Here is a 19,813-nt window from a genome sequence, read left to right as displayed (position 1 = left end):
AATTAATTTGTTTTTAATTTTCTTCTATATATATTTGAATACCTGTTTAATAAAAGAAGCTGTTTTCTTTTATCCAGCTTCTTTTATTTCATTATTTAGCGGCGAATACCTCTATCAAAAGCGAGCCTTTTGGTCATGATATCTGTAGTCATTCCCATAGATTTCAAGGCATTATCATAATTCTCTTTATTGATTACTTTATATGCCACAGGGTAGTATATACGTTCAGGAATATCATTTACATCTGCTACTAAGGACTTAAACACATACTTTGTTTGTCCTGCTTCTGTAGGAATATTCAAGTCTGTTTCTTCTCCTACCTTTATCAAAGTATGAGGATAACCTGTACGGCGATATTCTGCCCACGCTTCATTAGGATTCATGTAAAGAGCAATATACTTTTGAGTAAGTACATTTTCTTCATTGGCTGCTGCGAGTGTACTTAAGAAACTTGTTCTTTTTGCAGTATCCACGCCCCATTTTTCCATAGAAGCTTCTACTCCTTTTTTATACCAATTATTATCCCATCCATTGGCTTCAGAGAGTAAGAAACATACTTCAGAATACTCTATAAATACCTCTGCATAATTTGGTTGAAGTATTTTACTACTGAAAAAAGAAACCGCAGCTCCTGATTTGAATTGGAAGTCAGCCATACTTTCATCCATACCATAAGGCATTCCTATATAATCATCTAAGTTATTACTTTCAGTATACCTTCCATCTCTGGCTTGATATTTAGTAATTCCTTTAGGAGCAAAATATTTTTGCAAACGAGGATCTACTCCAAAATTACCTCTTTGTCCTTTTAGAAGTTGTACAAAGCTATTGGATGGAGAATAATCCACACGATTATCTACAAAATATTCTTTATAGATAGGAGCAGGGTTGGTATCGTCACTATCAAACTGTAATTCCACAGTATCACTATTGCTTTGCATTACTGTAGCTCCTCCTTTAAGTTCATTGAGAGCTTCATTAGCTAATGATTGAAGTTCACCATCTTGAGCATTATGTAAACGTACGGCAAGGCGCAAACGTAAGGAGTTAGCAAAACGTTTCATTTTCTCTGGAGTTCCAAAGATGTAATCACCTTCTTTGAATACATAAGCATCATCTACTATTTGAGCAGCGGCATCCTTCAACTCTTTAAACAAATCTGTATAGATTTCCTTTTGAGTAGCATATACAGGAGAGATATGCTCATTGAGTTGTAATGCTTGGAATCTTGGATTATCACGGCTTCCCCAAGAATAATAAGGAACATCCCCAAAGGTTTCCACTAAGATGCAAAAAGCATAAGCCATCATGATACGAGCAGCTGCTATTTGATTCTCATTTTTCCCATAAGCAGCCATGAGTTCCTTCGTTTTAGGATTGGTATTAAGTTCTATGATATCCTTATATCCACCTGCCACTTGGTAAGGGAAACGCCATAAGTAGTCCCCTGCATAATCACGATATAGGAAACGGCTTTCCTTAGTATAAGTATCCTGAGCGGTATATTGCATCCAAGAACGAAACATCATTCCTGATGTTGTATAATTTCGCGTATACTTAAGCAGAAGCTTATTAGAACCATTGAACAAAGCTGTTGGAAGTGGCTGTTCTGGTTTATTAGGATTGGTATTGATTTCTTCAAAATCCTTCTCGCAACTACCTAAAAGTAGTCCGACTCCACATAAAATAATTGTTAATATTCGTTTCATATCTTGTTCTATATTATTTTTTATAATTTTAATCCCACACTCATACCGAAGGAACGTGTGGTAGGAAGAGAGATTTCTCCAATACCTTGGTTAGAAGCAGCTGTTTCAGGATCCATACCATCCCAATCCAATGCGGTAGTCCAAAGGTTATTACCAAAGAGAGAAACATTCAACCCTTTGAGATGTTTGGTGCTTGGTAGAGGTACATCATAGGAAAGAGATACACTTCTAAGTTTTAGGTAAGTAGCATCAAAAATATTCTGCTTATCTACAGCTCCTTGGAAGAATCCTTCTCCAAAGGTTTGTGGGTCAATTATCTGATCATTAGGTGTTCCATCTCTCTTAACTCCCTTGAGGATAAGCCCTCTCGCCTCTGTTATTCCATTTCTTCTTATGAGTTCACGTATTCCGTTGGCAGCTGTTTCTCGTAACATCCCTGTACTCATCCCTGTCATGTGAGCTGCTGAGAAATAATCTCCTCCTTTTTGGAAGTCAAACACAAAGGATAAATTCAAACGACCATAAGTGAAACTATTGGAAAGTCCCATAGTATAGTCTGGAATAATATTTCCTAAAGATTTAAGTTCGGAAGTTGCATATTTCCCATTAGAACTTACAACTCTTTTACCATCTTTGTATACAAAATCTCTACCATAGAGTTCTCCGAAAGGACGACCTTCTATCGCATAGAGAGATACTTGTCCATATTTATCTGAATTTACCTTATAATTCTTAATCCCTGGAGCTAATTTTTCTAGCTTATTTTTATTTTTAGAGAAGTTCCAACTTAGGTTCCAGTTGAATTTTTCAGTTTGTATAGGGGTAACAGAAAGCGTTACTTCTACCCCTTTATTGGACATTTCACCACTATTTACATACTTCCAGTTATATCCGTTAGCTGCATCCACAGGAAGTGGTATGATAAGGTCTTTAGAAAGAATGTTATATACAGAAGCATTAACAGATACTCGGTCATTAAGGAAGCGAAGTTCCAATCCTACTTCTTTGGTTTCCTTAATTTCAGGCACCAAATCAGGATTATTAGCTGTGTTAGAACGAGTATAGTCTGGGCTACCTCTAAAAGGAGGATTTACTGCAGGATAGTTTATTAAGCGATAAGGTCCTGTATCATTTCCTGCTTGTGCCCAAGCTACCCTTACCTTACCATAAGAGAGCCAGGAAGGTTTGCTCTTTATTGCAGAAGTAAATACAAAAGAACCTGTTACAGAAGGATAGAATACAGGCTTGGAAACTGTGGAGAACCAGTCCTGACGTCCGGTAACTTCCACAAAAGCCATACTCTTAAATCCAAAAGAAGCCATTCCATAGACACTATTGGTACGTTGCCAAGAAGCATAGTCAGAGGCACGAGGAGTTTGCTTACTATTAGCCAAATTATAATAATTAGGTACTACCAAGCCTCCTACGGTTTGTCCTTTTGACCAGCCATATCTGCTTTCACGTCGGGACATTCCTATAAATCCTGTCAAGGAGAAATTATCGCCTAATTTAGGTGTATAGTGCAAGCGAGTTTCATAGTTGAAATCGGAATTAGTATATACTGTTTTTTCATAGGAAGGTGTGTCATAAGCACCAACTGCAGTTCTTTTTTCCTTAGTATAAGAATAAATATCTCCATATATTTTACCTACTAAGTACAAATTTTCTCTGAAATTATAAGTAAGTCCTATATTTCCGAAGAAACGATGTCTTTTATCATTACCATAGTTCTTATATACTTGCCAATAGGGGTTATCTGCGAACTTAGGATCTGCATTATTCCAAGCAGTTCTGTTCCAAGTACGTTGTCCACCGGCAGGATCTATATAATATTTTTCCAAATTCTTTACATCCAATTGTCGCTGGCTCCATCCATAGAACACATTAGCCAAGTCATTTTCTACGGTATTAGCAAAGTCAGGATTGGTACGTGAGGTAATCACATAGTTAAATCCTCCTTCACTCTTAAGCTTATTGGATAGTTTTGAAGTAAAGCTAAAAGAAAGGTTTGTTTTGTGAAGATCAGTATTAGGTACAATCCCTTTTACTTCATTATTTCCTAAAGAGAAACGAATGTTAGTTCCAGACAATGAACGAGAAACAGAGAAAGAATTAGAAAGCCCTATCCCTGTACGATAGAATTTTTCTATTCCGTTTTTAGGTGATTGCCAAGGCACTTCTTTAAGGTAATGTTCTGGCAAATACTTTTTATCAAAAGCATACCAAGGGAGATATGGTTGCCCTTTATATTTAGGACCCCAGCTTTGGTCAACAGCATATCTGGCAAGATTATATTGCTGTCCATTAATAGTTGCTCTTTCAAACTGTTGAGAATCCCCACCTCCATATTCATCCTGTAGTCTTGGTGCAATATAGGCAGTTTCAAAAGTAACTCCTGATTTTACTTCAATAGAAGTTTTTCCGGCCTTACCGGATTTGGTAGTGATAAGGATTACCCCATTTCCTCCTCGGCTACCATAAAGGGCTGTAGCAGCACCACCGGAGAGTACACTTTGGGATTCAATATCCTCAGGGTTGATATCACTGAGAGCATCCCCTGCATTCTTAACATTTGTACCATCTCCTACAGTTGCCATAGGTACCCCATCAATTACAATCAAAGGTTGATTACTACCGGTAACGGTACCTACCCCACGAAGAACAATATTAGTATTTCCACCCATAGAAGAGGAAGTACTGGTTTGCGCTCCTGCTACAGCACCAGAGAGGTTTTGTCCACCTTCTGTATTTTGAGTATTATACCCTACGGCGTCTTTATTTCGTTCAATCCCTAAGGCTCCTACCTGTTGCTTTTCATCTGAAGGAGGAAAAACGGCATTGATTGTGGTGGAGAGTCCCACTTTGATTTCTACATTCTTATACCCCTGAGCGGAAAAAAGCAATGTTTCCTCAACCTGTGCTTCAATAGCATACATCCCCTCGGAGTTAGTGGTTGCATTTCGGCTGGTACCTACCACTTTTACAGTAGCTCCTGCCACAGGCTTCCCTGCACTATTTTTCACGCTCCCTGAGATAGTCTGTTGCGCAAAAGCCATTGTTGTAGTGGCAAGGAAGAACAATAAAAATAATTTTTTTAGGTTCATATCTCTATATGATGTTTGATTAGCGACTCAAAGATACGTTTTTTTTCTTATAAATGAGAAACCTTTTATAAAAAAACAAAAAATATATATTATAACGCATATTTACAGATTTATATTCTCAAATATATGAATTATTCTATACTAATTATAAGATTATTTCATCTTTTATATATGTTATACTTAATCGTTCAACTCTTATAATTTTCATAAAAACAAGAAAAAGCAGCCGGTTTTGGCTGCTTTCATGAAATAAAGTTTTATTTTCTTAGTTAATTCCTTGTAGCAAAGATCAACTTATGTCCTCTTAAATCCTCTAAAATACCCATATCTTTAAGAGCTTGTTTATAATTAAGATTAAGTCCTGTATAAGTATCAGGGTAACTCAAGCGGTCAGGTATCCCTGATACATCCACCGCTGAAGGATCCTTTTGGAATACATAGAAAGGAGGGTTAGCAGCAGGGAGATTGGCTCTTACCCTTTCTCCTACCTCAATAAATGTTTTAGGATAGCCTGTACGGCGGTATTCTGCCCACGCTTCATCAGGGTTCATATAAAGAGAAATATACTTTTGCGTAAGTACATTTTCCTCTGTAGCTGCTGGAAGAGTGCTCATATAATCGGATTTTCTTGTTCCAGTTATTCCCCATTTGTCCAAAGAAGCCTCCACAGCTTTCCTATACAAAGCATTGTCCCAACCTCTGATTTCAGAAAGGATAAAGCATACTTCACTATAATCCATAATTACCTCTGCTGCGGTAGAGGCTAATACTTCTTGCGAAAAGAGAGAAACTGCTTCTCCACCTTTATATTGGTCTGCTGTAGCTCCTTCCTGCATTCCATAAGGCATTCCCACATATTTGGTGGTATCAATAGGGGTGGACTGATCCAATGTATAACCATAGTATATATCCCATTTTCCTAAGCCCACAGGAGCAAAGTATTTTTCTATACGAGGATCTACTCCAAAATTCAAACCTCTATTATTGGCTTTCTTATTGTTTCCAGCAAGAAGCTTTATAAAGTTACTGGACGGAAGGTAATCCACACGATTCCCTACATAATAATCATAATAGATAGGTGCTGGATAGGTGTAATTATCTTCAAAAGATAATTCTACACTTTTGAAAGTAGTATCCAACAATTCATCTTCATGTCCTGCCCTGTAATAATCTATAATGGTTTTCACCTTACCAGCTAATTCTGAGCCCAACACTGCCTCATTGGCTCCTTTTAAGTGGTTAGCAATACGCAAGCGTAGGGAATTGGCGAACTTTTTCAAGTTCTCAGGCTTTCCGAAGAGAAAATCTCCACTGGAAAACACGTAGGAATCAGGCTCTATCTGTACTATAGCAGCTTCCAGTTCCTTGAGAATATCCAAATAGATTTCTTTTTCAGAAGCATATACAGGAGTTACGTACTTGTCGGTTTGTAAAGCTTGGAAATGTGGATTTTCACTATCTCCATAGGAATAATAAGGGACATCTCCGAAGGATTGTACCATGATGCTAAAAATATAAGCCAGCATGATACGAGCAGCAGCTATCTGGTTATTATTCTTTCCATAATCCAGAACGATATCCTTTGTTTTAGGATCTGTATTAAGCCTTATAATTTCCTTATATCCCATAGCTCTTTTATACGCATTGAAATAAAGTGTACTAGAACCATTAGGGTCACGCAAATAGCGGCTCTCCTTTGTATAAATAGGTTGGGATGTATACTGCATCCATACACGCATTTGCTTCATATTATCATACCCTCTTGTATTATTCAAAAAAGCTTCATTATTACCATTGAATAAAGCATAGGTAAGATATTCCTCTGGTACATTTGGATTCTTATTAATGTCTTCAAAATCCTTTGTACAACTTGCCAAGAGGAAACCTACTCCTAAGGTTGTTATTAGAATTCTTTTCATCTTGATCTGATTTTAGTTTATAGTTTATAATTTTAATCCTACACTAAGTCCAAAACTTCTGATAGTAGGTAAGGAGGAATTTCCCATTCCTTGATTGTAGATAGCACTTTCAGGATCCATACCATCCCACGCCAAAGCAGTAGTCCAGAGGTTATAACCTGAAAGGGTAAAGTTCAAACCTTTGATACGTTTGTTATCAGGTAGAGGCACCTCATAAGTAAGAGATACACTTCTGAGTTTTAGGAAAGTAGCATCAAATACGGCAGGCGCATCTATCCCTTTGTAGAAGGTACTACCATACGCTTTAGGACTAATTCGTTTATCATTAGGTTTTCCTGCATTAGGAGTTCCTGGGGCGAACACCCCTGGAAGGAGCAATCCTTTTTGTCCATTAGGACCACGGGGATCTCTCTCACGTATACCACCGTCAACTGTTTCACGGATGGTACCTGCATACATACCCAAAGCATAAGGACCTGCATAATAGCTACCTCCTTTTGAGTAATCAAAAGTAAAGGATAAGGTTAGGTTCCCATAGGTAAGAGTATTGGTAAGTCCTGTAGTATAATCTGGGTTGATATTCCCTAATACTTCTTTTTTAGCTGAACGAAGATAGAAACCATTTTCATCCACCAAACGATTTCCATTGTCATCATATACATAATTACCTCCGTAGATTTCCCCAAAAGGACGACCTTCTACCGCATATAGTTCCACATTTCCATAATATTCCCAAGTAACCTTATAACGGGTTAATCCAGGGGCTAACTTCAAGAGTTTGTTTCTGTTCCTAGAAAGGTTCCAATCAATAGACCAACTAAACTTATCGGTCTGCACAGGCGTTGCAGAAAGGGTAATTTCAAATCCTTTATTGGACATTTCTCCACTATTTACCTTTTTGTAAGTATATCCGTTAGCCGCATCCACTGGCATGGAAAGGATAAGGTCTTTGGAAAGGATATCATAATAAGAGAATCCTATAGAGAGGCGACTGTTAAAGAATTGTAAATCTACTCCAGCTTCTTTGGTTTCCTTAATTTCAGGACGCAAGTCAGGATTATTTTGTTCGTTAGGCACCAAGTAACTTTGTGCTCCTTTGAATGATTGTTGAACATCTGGATAGGTCTTAAGTACATAGGCGGAAGCATCGTTTCCTACCTGTGCCCAACCTGCACGCAACTTACCATAGCTCAACCAAGAAGGCAAATTCTTAAAAGAATTGGTAAATACATAAGTGGCTGTTACAGAAGGATAGAAAATAGAAGTAGATACGGTAGAGAACCAGTCATTACGTCCGGTAACTTCCACAAAAGCAGTTCCCTTATAACCGAAAGAAGCCATTCCATAGACACTATTGGTACGTGTCCATGAGGAGTAAGTTTCTCCTTTAGGTCTTTCTTTACTATTGGCAGCCGAATAGTAGTTAGGGACAATCAACCCTCCCTGAGTAGCGGCACCTGCATAATCATATTTGTTCTGAGCACGTGCCGCTCCTATGAATCCTGTAAGGGTGAAGTTGTCACCGAGTTTAGGATTATAATGCAAACGTGTTTCATAGTTAAAGGATGAATTTTCATAGATGTACCTTTGATATTGAGAAGTATCATGAGAACCTACAGCCGTTCTTGATTCTGTAGTAAGTGCATAGATATCTCCATACATTTTACCTACCAAGAATAATTCATCTGTAAAATTATAAGTAAGACCAATATTACCAAAGAAACGGTGACGCTTATCATTCTGAGTAATCTCATTAAGCATCCAGTAAAGGTTATCGGCAAAGTTAGGGGTAGGATTCTCCCAACTAGTTCTGTTCCAAGTACGTTGTTTCCCATCAGGCGACTTGTAAAAACGTTCCAAGTTCTTCATATCCAACTGTCGGTGTGTATAACCATAAAGTACTGTAGAGAATCCCCCATTATCATTGGCATCAGCATAAGTATAGTTTGGATTATCACGAACAGTAATAGCATAGTTAAGTCCTCCTTCTGCTTTCAATTTCTTAGATAAGTCAGAGGTAAAGCTAAAGGCAAGGCTAGTACGTTGTAATTTGGTAGTGGGTACGATTCCTGTAGTTTCTGTATTTCCTAAAGAGAAACGCAAGTTCGTACCTGAAATAGAACGTGTAATAGAAGCAGAGTTATTAATACTCATCCCTGTTCTGAAGAACTTATCTACATCATTCTTAGGAGCCTGCCAAGGTACTTCCTTAAGGTAATGTTCTTTAAGATATTTTTCATCAAAAGCATACCAAGGTAAATAAGGGGTGCCATCGTACTTAGGCCCCCAACTTTCATCTACCTCATACTGAGGAAGGTTATAAGTTTTTCCATTAATAAGTTGTCTTGTAAAATCCAAGCTAGAACCTCCTCCATATTCATTTTGCAATTTAGGAGAAATATAAGCATTGTCAAAAGTTATGGAAGAGTTGATATCAATATTGGTTTTTCCTCCTTTACCAGATTTGGTAGTATAGAGGATGACTCCATTTCCTCCACGACTTCCATAAAGGGCTGTCGCAGCACCTCCGGTAAGTACAGTTACAGATTCTATGTCATCTTTGTTAATTTCACTGGCAGAATCCCCATACTTAGTTCCCATATCCACCATAGGGACTCCATCAATGACAATCAAAGGTTGGTTACTCCCGGTAACACTTCCTTTACCGCGAAGTTCCATTTTTGATCCTTGCATTCCTCCAGTGGATGCAGCGGTAAGTCCTGCTGTTTTTCCTTTAAGGTCTTCTCCACCTTCCAAGGTAGTATCAGTATACCCTGTAGCATTGGCATCACGTTCTACTCCAAGCGCCCCTACTTTTTTAGCATCTTCAGTGTTTAGTGCAAGGGTTACATTAATGGTTGTTTCAAGTCCTACTTTCTTTTGTACATTTTGATACCCCTGAGCGGCAAATTGCAATGTTTCCTCAGCCTGTGCTTCAATGGAATATACCCCGTCGGAGTTAGTGGTTGCATTTCGGCTAGTTCCTACCACAATTATGGTAGCACCTGCCACAGGCTTCCCTGTACTGTCTTTTACGCTCCCAGAGACGATCTGTTGCGCAAAAGCCATTGTTGTAGTAGCAAGGAATAGCCACAAGAATAATTTTTTAAAGTTCATATCCCTTATGATATTTTGATTAGCGAGCCCAAAATTACGATTTTTTTCTTATATAAGTAACACAAAATACTATTTTTTTCTGTTCTATATGTTAAAAAGTCAAATTTTTTCATAACTCATTCAAAATTAAAGAATAACGATTAATTCTAAATAATCATTAAAACTAAATATAAAATACTATTATAATATCTTTTCAAATAATATCTATTTACTTGCTTTTTGCTCTACTTAAAAGTAGAGAAATCGCTTTTCCTTTTGTTATCAACAAGTTCACTTGTTGATAACTGAGTTAATAACTTATCCTTTTTTGTGGAAAACTCACCTCATTTCTCCTTAACTTTGCTAAACCACAAAAGAAAAAATAGAGATGATACACTATTCTGACCTACAAATAGTTCTACAAGAAGTCCCCGGACAAATCAGTTTATGCTTTAGCATTACAGGTTGTCCCCTACGCTGCAAGGGCTGTCATTCCCCCTTTTTATGGAAAAAGGGAATGGGAACTCCTCTTACAGATGAGACATTTGTCCATCATATTGAGCGTTATAAAAGTATGATTTCTTGTGTCCTTTTCATGGGGGGAGAATGGGAAGAGGAGGATCTTATCCACAAATTACAAATCGCTCATACCTATGGGCTCTATACCTGCTTATATACAGGATTGAATGATGAGGAAGTTTCTCCATTCATCAGAGAAGAACTGACTTGGATTAAAACAGGAAGATGGAGGGAAGAACTCGGGGGACTTAAGGAAAAAACTACGAACCAGCGTTTTGTAGAGGTACAGACCGGGGAACTCCTAAATCATCTTTTTCAAAAATAAATAATTATACCATAATATATAAATAGAACTCTTATGATTAGACTTACACAAAATCAAATCCAGCAGAAGATTGACTTCATCGCACAGTATCTGCAAGCAAGTAATGCGGCTTCCGCTTCACAGGTAGATGCCAATGCCAATGTAACGAGCAAGAATATCGCTACTATGGAGGCTGAAATAAACAAGGATATCAATATCCAAATCAATCGTGAGTTAGTACGCCGTAAAATTGAAACACTCTTTGGAGAAGAACTTGCCAAGGAATACATCCGACAGATAGAATCCCATGAGATTTATGTACATGATGAGACTTCCCTTAAGCCTTACTGTGTCTCTATCAGCATGTATCCCTTCCTATTAGATGGACTTCTAAAACTTGGAGGAGAAAGTCGTGCTCCCAAACACTTAGAGAGTTTCTGTGGAGAGTTTGTCAATTTGGTTTTTGCCATTAGCTCACAGTTTGCAGGAGCCTTGGCTACGGTGGAGTTTCTGCTATATTTTGATTACTTTGCTGCTCAGGACTATGGAGATGACTACCTTGAAACTCACTCTAAGATTATTGAGAATCACCTCCAACATGTAATATATGCTATTAACCAACCTGCAGCCGCTAGGGGGTACCAATCTGTATTCTGGAATATCTCTCTTTATGATGAGCCCTATTTCAACAGCATGTTTGGAGATTTCGTATTTCCAGATATGACCCGCCCATCCTTTGACCGCCTTTTCAAGCTCCAGTATTTCTTCCTTAAATGGTTCAATGCAGAGCGTCTCAAAGCGATCCTTACTTTCCCTGTGGTAACAGCAGCGATGCTCACCGCTAAAGGTAAGCCTGTGGATAGTGATTTTGCCAACATGTGTGCAGAAGAACTTAGTGAAGGGAACTCCTTCTTCATCTACCAATCCGAGAGTGCTGATAGTCTTGCCTCTTGTTGTCGCTTGCGTAATGAAATTAGTGATCATACTTTCAGTTATTCCTTAGGAGCTGGAGGGGTAGCTACAGGTTCTATCAATGTGATTACCCTAAATATGAATCGCTTGGTGCAACAAAAACGCAATCTTGCGGAAGAAGTACGCAAGATACACAAATATCAAGTAGCCTTCCGTAAACTTATAGAAGAATACAAGGATGGAGGTTTGCTTCCTGTATATGATGCAGGCTTTATTTCCTTAGATAAACAGTTCCTCACCATTGGTATTAACGGTATGGTGGAAGCTGCTGAGTATTTGGATATTTCCCCAAGTAATAACCCACAATATAAGGATTTTGTAAGCCACTATCTTAAAATCATCTATGATGAAAATAGAAAAGCACGCAAAGAGTATGGCTATATGTTCAATACGGAATTCGTTCCTGCAGAGAACTTAGGGGTAAAAAATGCTTTGTGGGACAAGAAAGATGGCTTATTTTCTCCTCGTGAATGTTATAACTCATACTTCTATGCCGTAGAAGATGAACAGGTAAATGTATTAGATAAAATCATACTCCACGGAAAAGAAATCATCCAATACTTGGACGGGGGCTCTGCCCTACACTTGAATTTGGAAGAAACTCCTAACAAAGAAGGTTTCTTAAGATTACTCAATGCTACTGCGCTAGCAGGTTGTAACTATTTCTGTTTTAATATTCGTATTACTATCTGTAATGAATGTAACCATATAGATAAGCGTACACTCTTTGAATGTCCTGAGTGCCATAGCAAAAATGTAGACCACGCCACACGGGTTATTGGTTACCTCAAGCGAGTATCCTGCTTTAGTAGTGCAAGGCAGAAAGAACACAAGTTACGACATTACCATTTATCTCCTAAGCGAGTCAAAGAAACTGTTGAACAATAAGTCTAAAAAGAGGCTGTCCGAAAAGGGATAGCCTCTTTATTTTATATCTTTTTTCTTCTCTCTATTCACCTTTTCCCTCTTTTGAAGGCATAAAAAGCTTAATAAGGATGGGTGCTGTGGTAATCAATACAATAAAAAGTACAATAAGTTCCAAATGTTTTTTGAGGTCTATTCCAAACTGATCAATGAAAAGTTTATCCAAATAATGCCCTATAAAGACAAGGGAAAAAGACCATCCTACGGCACCTATAATATTATAAATCATGAACTTTCCTCGTCTCATCCCTACAATACCTGCTACAATAGGGGCGAAAGTACGTACAATAGGCAAGAAACGCGCAGCAATTACAGCCACCGCTCCATGTTTTTCATAGAAAACATGTGCCCTTAAGAGATATTCTCTCTTAAAGAAGAATGAATCCTTACGTTCATACAATCCGTGACCACTCCGCCTACCAAACCAGTAACTGACCATGTTTCCTGTAATTGCCGCTAAGGATATAGAAGAAGCTATAATAGTAGTGTCCAAAAGGTCGCTTCCTGTAATTCCAAAAGTATCCTTCACCATAGGTACAGCATAAATTCCTGAAATAAAGAGCAGGCTATCCCCTGGCAGGAAAAAACCTACAAACAAACCTGTCTCTGCAAAAATAATAAATAACACCAACCAATATCCTCCTAACTTAATATAGAATTCAGGATTGACAAGGTCACTCCAACTTTGAAAATGTTCCATCTCTAACTATTTATCGTCTTTTTTACTATATTTTGTACACGTTTGTCTAAGAAAATTTTCGGATATTTTTTATCAAAATAAGGCAACCATTCCTTTGCTTTCTCAATAGCAGTCGTTAAATAAAAAAGCATTTCCTTTTCCTCTGATAAGAAAAAATAGGCAATCCCTGCACGGTAATAAGCACTTAACTCCTTAGGATATAGCTGCAGAGTGCTAAGGGACAACATAATAGCTTGCTGATAATGTCCCTCTTGTAGCAGTAAGTCCGCTAAATCATTCCGTATTTCTGGCGAATAGTCCCCTAAATCCATAGCTTGAGTATAGATTTGTATTGCCTCCTCTCCACGCCCCACATAAGCATATATTTCAGCACAACGACGCAAGAAAGAAGGGTTATCTCCTTCATTGAGTAGTACTTTAGAGACATATTTTTCAGCCTTCTGATAATCATTCTCACGTGCATAATAGTCCACTAGGGCAAGCCATGCCTTGCTGGATTGAGGGTCTTCATGTACTGCCTTAAAATAATACTGTTCCGCCATAAGACTATCCCCTAACTTCTCATAACATATAGCAATACGCAAGTAAGCAAAGGAAGAAGGATCATCCAAGGAAAGAGTTATTTTGTAATTCTCAATTGCTTTCCTATAATCCTTAAGGCGCTCCAATACTTTCCCTTTCTCAAAATAAGCTCCTGTAAAAGTATCATCACTAATAATGGCATAATCAAAAGCTTTCAGTGCTTCTTGCAGATTATTTTGCATTACATACTGTCGCCCCAAGTTATGCCAAGCTACCTCACAATAAGGATTCCTATCTAAATAGGCAGTAAGAAATTGTATTGCTTGTTGATTTTCATTTAGAAAATCAAAGCAGTGTAAGAGTTGTTGCAAGGAGAAGTAATCCTCAGGGTCTTGATCTAAGCATTTTTTAAAGTACTTTTTAGCTAAGGTATACTCCTCCATATACACATACTCCATAGCAATAAGTGAGTAGATATCAGACACTTCCTCTGTAAGAGAAATAGCATACTTAAGGAGTTCTATCGCTTTTGAATGATTATTTTTTTTGGAATAAAGATTGGCTCTCTGTACATGTACCTCTGCATTATAGGGTTCCTGGTGAATAATTTCATCCAGGATATCCCCTGCTTGCTGCAAGTTATCCTCATAGATAAGCATCTCCACCTGTAATAAGCGCAAGGAAGAAACAGAAGGATGTTGTTCTAAAGCGAGTTCTATAGCTTGCTTAGCTTTGGCAAATTTGCAGTTTTCTAAATAATAGAGGATGATGTCCTCATATTGATAGCTATCAAAAAAAATAGGACTATGTTCGTTCAGGATAGTCTCATAACGGGAGACCGCTTCCCATCGTTCGTCATTTCTTGAAAACATCTTTATAAGTAATTATACTTAAACATCTATCTATCAATAAAATATATTATTAATAGCTCATATTCTTTCAAACGGCTAATTTACAATTTTTTAGACAAACAGTAATAACAATGATTATAACTTTTCAATTTGTTGATAACTTATGAGAAAGGTTAAAAAATTGGCTATCTATCATCGCAAAATTCCTAAAAAATACAAAAATTGCCAGCACTTACTTCGCTGGCAATTTCCTTATAAGTCCTTATGAGACTATAACCATTTTACTAAAGCAAAATCCTGACGATGAGGTAATAACTCATGCTTAGGATAGAGGCGCAGAGCTATCATAAATAAGCCAGCATCCTCGGTAGACGCCGTTAGCCTATAGGTGGCTACCCGTCCTGAGAAAGAGAGAAGCTGAGCTTGTATGAGTTGAGCTATCTTCATTTGATCCTCTTCTTTCTGTGCCACTACCAGTTCCAGACCTATATCCTCTGGCGTAAGTTCACTTAAGTAAAGCTCAATAGTAGCTTCATAAGTATTCCCTAAGGAGATGAGCTGGTTGTTATGCTTAGGTGCCTCTACTTTTTCTACACGAATATTTCCCCACTCTTGACTTATTTTCTTCTTCCATTGCGAAAGTTCAATGGCTTTCTCAAAATTATTAGCTCTAAGAAGCTTAGAACGTTTCTCTTGAGGAAAATAATATTGTCGTTCATAATCACTTAGCATACGATAAGTAGTGAAATGAGGAGCTACTTTTCCGATAGTATTCTTGATAAAATTACACCATTCTATGGAAACACCCTTACTATCCTTGTTATAAAATGCCGGAGCTATTTGATCCTCTATAATGTTATAGATAAGCTCTGCATCTAATTCATCTTGATAGAGCTGGTTCTCATAAGTACGCTTTTGAGGGAGTGCCCAACCTGCATCTTCACGATACCCTTCTACCCACCAACCGTCCAATACGCTAAAGTGCATCACTCCATTCATTGCTGCCTTTTCTCCACTGGTACCTGAAGCCTCTTGCGGACGTGTAGGTGTATTCATCCATACATCTACTCCTTGAATAAGGGTACGTGCCAAGTCCATATCATAGTTGGAAAGGAAGATAATCTTTCCAAGGAAACGAGGCTGTTTGGAAATCTCCACAATATGCTTAATGAGATCCTGCCCTGCCTTATCTGCCGGGTGTGCTTTCCCCGCAAAAATAAACTGTACAGGGCGCTTTGGATTATTGACAATTGTATCCAACTTATCCAAATCGGTAAAGAGCAGATGTGCCCGCTTATAGGTAGCAAAACGACGGGCAAAGCCAATAGTAAGTACATCATCCCGCAAGGTATCAAAAACTTCTACTATTTCACGAGGAGTAAAGTAAGTAACATTTCGGCTATCTTGCAGATTTCTCTTTATGCGATTAACAAGCTTAGTACGAAGCTGATTCTTAATCTGAGCAACTCTTTCATTAGGAAGATTATAAATACCCTCAAAAGAAAAGGCAGAATAACTTCCTCCTATCTCTTTCTTGAAATATTTCTGCTCCACTTCCTTCCACAAAGGAGAAGTCCATGTAGGGCGATGTACTCCATTGGTTACATAGCTAATATGCAATTCTTCTGGGAAATATCCCTTCCATAGGTTTTTAAATATATCCCGACTGACTTCTCCATGGAGCATACTTACTCCATTGATCTCTTGGGAGAGATTGGCAGCCAAGAAACTCATAGAGAATTTTTCCTGAGGGTCATGTACGTCCACCTTACCAAGAGCTAAGATTTGTTGCCAATCCACATGAAGTTTTTCAGCATAATCCCCTATAAAAGATCTAAGCATAGTTTCCTCAAAGGCATCATGTCCTGCTGGCACAGGGGTATGGGTAGTAAATAAGGAAGAAGCACGTACCACCTCAATTGCCTCAGAGAAGGACAGATGAAATTCATTTATAAATCGGTTCAAGCGTTCCAGACCTATCAAAGCTGCATGTCCTTCATTACAATGATACACATCGGAGGAAATGCCTAATTTTCTAAGCATCTTAATACCTCCTAAGCCTAAGAGCATCTCCTGTTTGAGTCGGTTTTCCCAATTTCCTCCATAAAGGTGGTGGGTAATAGTACGGTCTCCTTCGTTATTATCCTCAAAATCCGTATCCAAGAGATAGAGTTCTATACGTCCTACATCTGCCCGCCACACACGTGCATAAAGAGTGCGTCCTGGTAGGTCTAAAGATATCTGTACCCACTTTCCTTGTTCATCAGCAACTGGAGTTACAGGAATTTTGGTAAAATCCTGAGCTTCATATTCAGATTCTTGATTCCCAAAAGCAGATATTTTTTGAGTAAAATAACCATAACGGTAAAGCAAACCTACTCCTGTAATTTTCACTGCTTTATCACTAGCTTCTTTTAGGTAATCCCCTGCTAAGATACCCAACCCTCCTGAATAAATTTTAAGGGAAGAATGTAAGCCGAATTCCATACTAAAATAGGCAATAGAAGGACTTCCCATTTCTTTTTTCTTTTCCATATAGGAAAGGAAGTTTGCATAGACCTGTGTTAGGCGTGCCATGAAATGTGTATCATTTTCCAAAGCTCTGAATTCACTCATTGAGATAGTATCTAGAAGCATAATAGGATTCTTATGTACACGGTACCATTTCTCAGGGTCTATACTCTTGAATAGTTGTTCTGCCTCTTCATTCCAAGACCACCAAAGGTTTTTGGCAAGCTCCTCTAAAGCCCTGAGCTTTTCAGGGGTAGAGCGATGTACAATCACACTACGCCAATAAGGTATATTGACCTCCTTTGACTGTTCCCAGTATAAGGAAGCCTCGGTATCGGTAAGGGGGAACTCCTTCATACGAGGTTCCATCTTGGTAAGTACACGGGTATAGGCTTCCTGACAATAGGTAATAAAATGTTCCCACAAGGCAGCTCTACCTATCTGTTGTACATCTTCCCAAAGCGATTCATAAGCAGTAGGAGAAAGTTGAGCTATTTTCTCTATCTGCTTTACCACCCCTCCAACTACTTCTTCATAATTACTATCATCACGGGAGAGTACCTTTATGGCAAGTTCCTCATTAGGGAAATGTCTTTTCGCCCAAGAACCAAATCCTGCCAAAGTAGTTGTAACTGTTGGAATTCCTAAGCATAAACTTTCTAAAGGAGTATATCCCCAAGGCTCATAATAGGAAGGAAATACAGTAAGATCAAAACCTGTAAGTAAGTCATAATAAGGTAGGTCAAATACGCCATCATTACCCAACAGATAACAAGGACAATAGAGAACCTTCACCTTATCTTGCTTTTGGTTAAAGAGCTGCGATTCCTTTATCTTAGAGAGAATTGCATTCTGAGAAATATCCTTTATCTGATGAGTGGTATGTGAAGGCACTGAGGGATGTACCCCTTCATGTTCTGAAGGAATAAGAATAAAAGCTACCACTTCTCTGTTAAAGGAAGGGTCTTGGTTAATATGCTCAAGTGCCGCAATAAAGACATCTATACCTTTGTTTCTGAACTCATTACGACCACTAATTCCCACAAAGAAAGGTTTTTCTTCAAAAGTTTCCCCAGTATACTTTTGGGCTACTTCCAAGAGTTTAGTCGTTGCTCTTTTATGCTTACCAAGAAAACTGGTTCTATCCATAAGGTAAGATTCATCAAAACCATTAGGAGTAATGACCTCCGGTGTACGTTCTAAGAAGTGTGTACATTCGCGAGCTGTAATATCACTTACCGTGGTGAAGATATCCACCTGTTGCGCTATCTTAGCCTCCAAAAAGTGCTTATGCTGTACTGAAAAACGATAAGCGAGTTCTTTAGGATTATAGCTTTCCAAATAATTATACAAAGCCCAACCATTTCCTGCTATACTACGTCCCAGCACTGTAGCATGAGTGGTAAAGATAGTTCCTACATGAGGAAGCTCATTTTTTACATAAAGGGCTCCTGCTCCACTCATCCATTCATGGAAATGGGCAATTGCACGTTCCCGTGCTCCTACTTGAAAATTCACAAAGCTCTCCAATACCTTCCCTACCGCATAGCCAAAGAGCACATACTCTGTATAGTCCCATGAAGCATCAAGGGAATCCACCTTTTGAGTGTTCCAGTAATAGGTGAGTATATCATTCTTTTCATTAATATAATGAGAAAAATCCACCAGAATGGTGATTGGCTTTCCTTTTATATTCCAATATCCTGTACGTACCCGTAATCCTTCTTGCTTAGAACGGTTTAACCATGAAGGAAATAGGGTTTCATCCTCTATAAATTCAGGATTTTCCTTATGCAACCACAAGTCAGCTCCTATGGTAATATACCTATCCGCTAATTTCTCCTTGAGTAATGCTGCCCGTGTTGCTAATACTGTGTGTATGCCTCCTATCTTGTTGCATACTTCCCAACTAATTTCAAACAAATAATCGGGATACTTTGTTGTTTCTCCTTTCATTATTACAGTTTTAAACACTTTGCAAATATAACTAATATTTTACAAGAAAAAAATAAAATTACTGACTTTTAATTATTTTTTATTCATTTTTTTTCAATCTATTCTAAATAAAACAGTTGTATTAGATATTAATTATTCACTACTATTTTTAGAATGGTCGTAGTTTGTCCAGTTGCCTATCTTTGCAGCGAAAAAGGGCAGGAAAGTAACTCCATAGAATTTTATAGACAAAAAGGAAATACATGTCATAAAAATTTTGTATATTTATCGCAAATTTTTAAAACAAAGATATTTGAGATAAATGTACTATAAAACAAGGATCTAATTTTCTTGTATTATCCTTATTATAATAAAGGATTTTGTCTTTGGAAAAGAGATTTTGGTAGTAAAAAAGAACAATATAAGTCCATTTTTCTTGAATCTTTCTCTGAAGACTTTGAATGGGTTGAAGATAGCACAGATTATATTATGAAATTAAAGAATAATTCTTTCTCTTCAGGAGTAGGCAAATTTATAGAGTCAGGCTTCTCAAAATATGAAGTAGTTGAGAAACTTACAAAAATACTTCAGAAATACACTAACAAACCAGAAATTGTAGCGCTCTTCAAAAAAATAAATGAAGCCTCCGAACAATAAAACTACAAACCTCCCCACTCCTGAGAAAAGTGGGGATATTTTGAATAAAAAATATTACATATGGTCATAACTTGTCCAGCTTCGTGTATA

The 19,813-nt window shown here is 37.9% G+C and carries 10 protein-coding genes; 3 read left to right on the top strand and 7 right to left on the bottom strand.

What is annotated here, in order from left to right; all coding sequences use genetic code 11:
- Nucleotides 1-95 precede the first annotated feature (95 nt).
- The 4 genes from VJJ03_RS06505 to VJJ03_RS06490 form a co-directional block, all read right to left on the bottom strand.
- Nucleotides 96-1,709 carry a SusD/RagB family nutrient-binding outer membrane lipoprotein gene (locus tag VJJ03_RS06505; RefSeq protein WP_009745265.1) on the bottom strand — a complete coding sequence of 538 codons (1,614 nt, stop codon included), beginning with the start codon at nucleotides 1,707-1,709 and terminating at the stop codon, nucleotides 96-98.
- A 20-nt stretch (nucleotides 1,710-1,729) separates the two neighbouring features.
- Nucleotides 1,730-4,813, bottom strand: coding sequence for a SusC/RagA family TonB-linked outer membrane protein (locus tag VJJ03_RS06500; RefSeq protein WP_009745264.1), 3,084 nt, complete (start codon nucleotides 4,811-4,813; stop codon nucleotides 1,730-1,732).
- Between the two features lie 269 nt (nucleotides 4,814-5,082).
- A complete protein-coding gene (locus VJJ03_RS06495; RefSeq protein WP_323974527.1) occupies nucleotides 5,083-6,732 on the bottom strand; it encodes a SusD/RagB family nutrient-binding outer membrane lipoprotein in 1,650 nt (549 codons plus the stop codon).
- A gap of 24 nt (nucleotides 6,733-6,756) precedes the next feature.
- Entirely contained in the window at nucleotides 6,757-9,849 is a 3,093-nt protein-coding gene (locus VJJ03_RS06490; RefSeq protein WP_323974525.1) for a SusC/RagA family TonB-linked outer membrane protein, read from the bottom strand.
- 367 nt (nucleotides 9,850-10,216) lie between these two features.
- Between VJJ03_RS06490 and nrdG the strand changes: the two genes are divergently transcribed.
- Complete coding sequence (gene nrdG / locus VJJ03_RS06485) at nucleotides 10,217-10,672, top strand: anaerobic ribonucleoside-triphosphate reductase activating protein (RefSeq protein WP_009745261.1); 456 nt, start codon at nucleotides 10,217-10,219, stop codon at nucleotides 10,670-10,672.
- A 33-nt stretch (nucleotides 10,673-10,705) separates the two neighbouring features.
- Entirely contained in the window at nucleotides 10,706-12,511 is a 1,806-nt protein-coding gene (gene nrdD / locus VJJ03_RS06480) for an anaerobic ribonucleoside-triphosphate reductase (protein WP_009745260.1), read from the top strand.
- Nucleotides 12,512-12,572: 61 nt separating this feature from the next.
- On the opposite strand, the gene VJJ03_RS06475 is transcribed toward nrdD, so the two are convergent.
- The 3 genes from VJJ03_RS06475 to glgP form a co-directional block, all read right to left on the bottom strand.
- Nucleotides 12,573-13,247: a DedA family protein gene (locus VJJ03_RS06475; RefSeq protein WP_009745259.1), complete on the bottom strand. Its 675-nt coding sequence runs from the start codon at nucleotides 13,245-13,247 to the stop codon at nucleotides 12,573-12,575.
- 2 nt (nucleotides 13,248-13,249) lie between these two features.
- A complete protein-coding gene (locus tag VJJ03_RS06470) occupies nucleotides 13,250-14,641 on the bottom strand; it encodes a tetratricopeptide repeat protein (protein WP_323974523.1) in 1,392 nt (463 codons plus the stop codon).
- A 249-nt stretch (nucleotides 14,642-14,890) separates the two neighbouring features.
- The gene (gene glgP, locus VJJ03_RS06465) at nucleotides 14,891-19,087 is read right to left on the bottom strand and encodes an alpha-glucan family phosphorylase (protein WP_323974521.1); all 4,197 of its coding nucleotides are present in this window, start codon (nucleotides 19,085-19,087) and stop codon (nucleotides 14,891-14,893) included.
- A gap of 468 nt (nucleotides 19,088-19,555) precedes the next feature.
- Between glgP and VJJ03_RS06460 the strand changes: the two genes are divergently transcribed.
- Nucleotides 19,556-19,723: a hypothetical protein gene (locus VJJ03_RS06460; protein ID WP_162859668.1), complete on the top strand. Its 168-nt coding sequence runs from the start codon at nucleotides 19,556-19,558 to the stop codon at nucleotides 19,721-19,723.
- Nucleotides 19,724-19,813: the final 90 nt, after the last annotated feature.

The organism is Capnocytophaga sp. G2 (assembly GCF_035282625.1).
Classification (GTDB): Bacteria; Bacteroidota; Bacteroidia; order Flavobacteriales; family Flavobacteriaceae; genus Capnocytophaga.
Note: the sequence above shows the minus strand (reverse complement) of the source record. Positions and strands in the feature narration are given on the sequence as shown.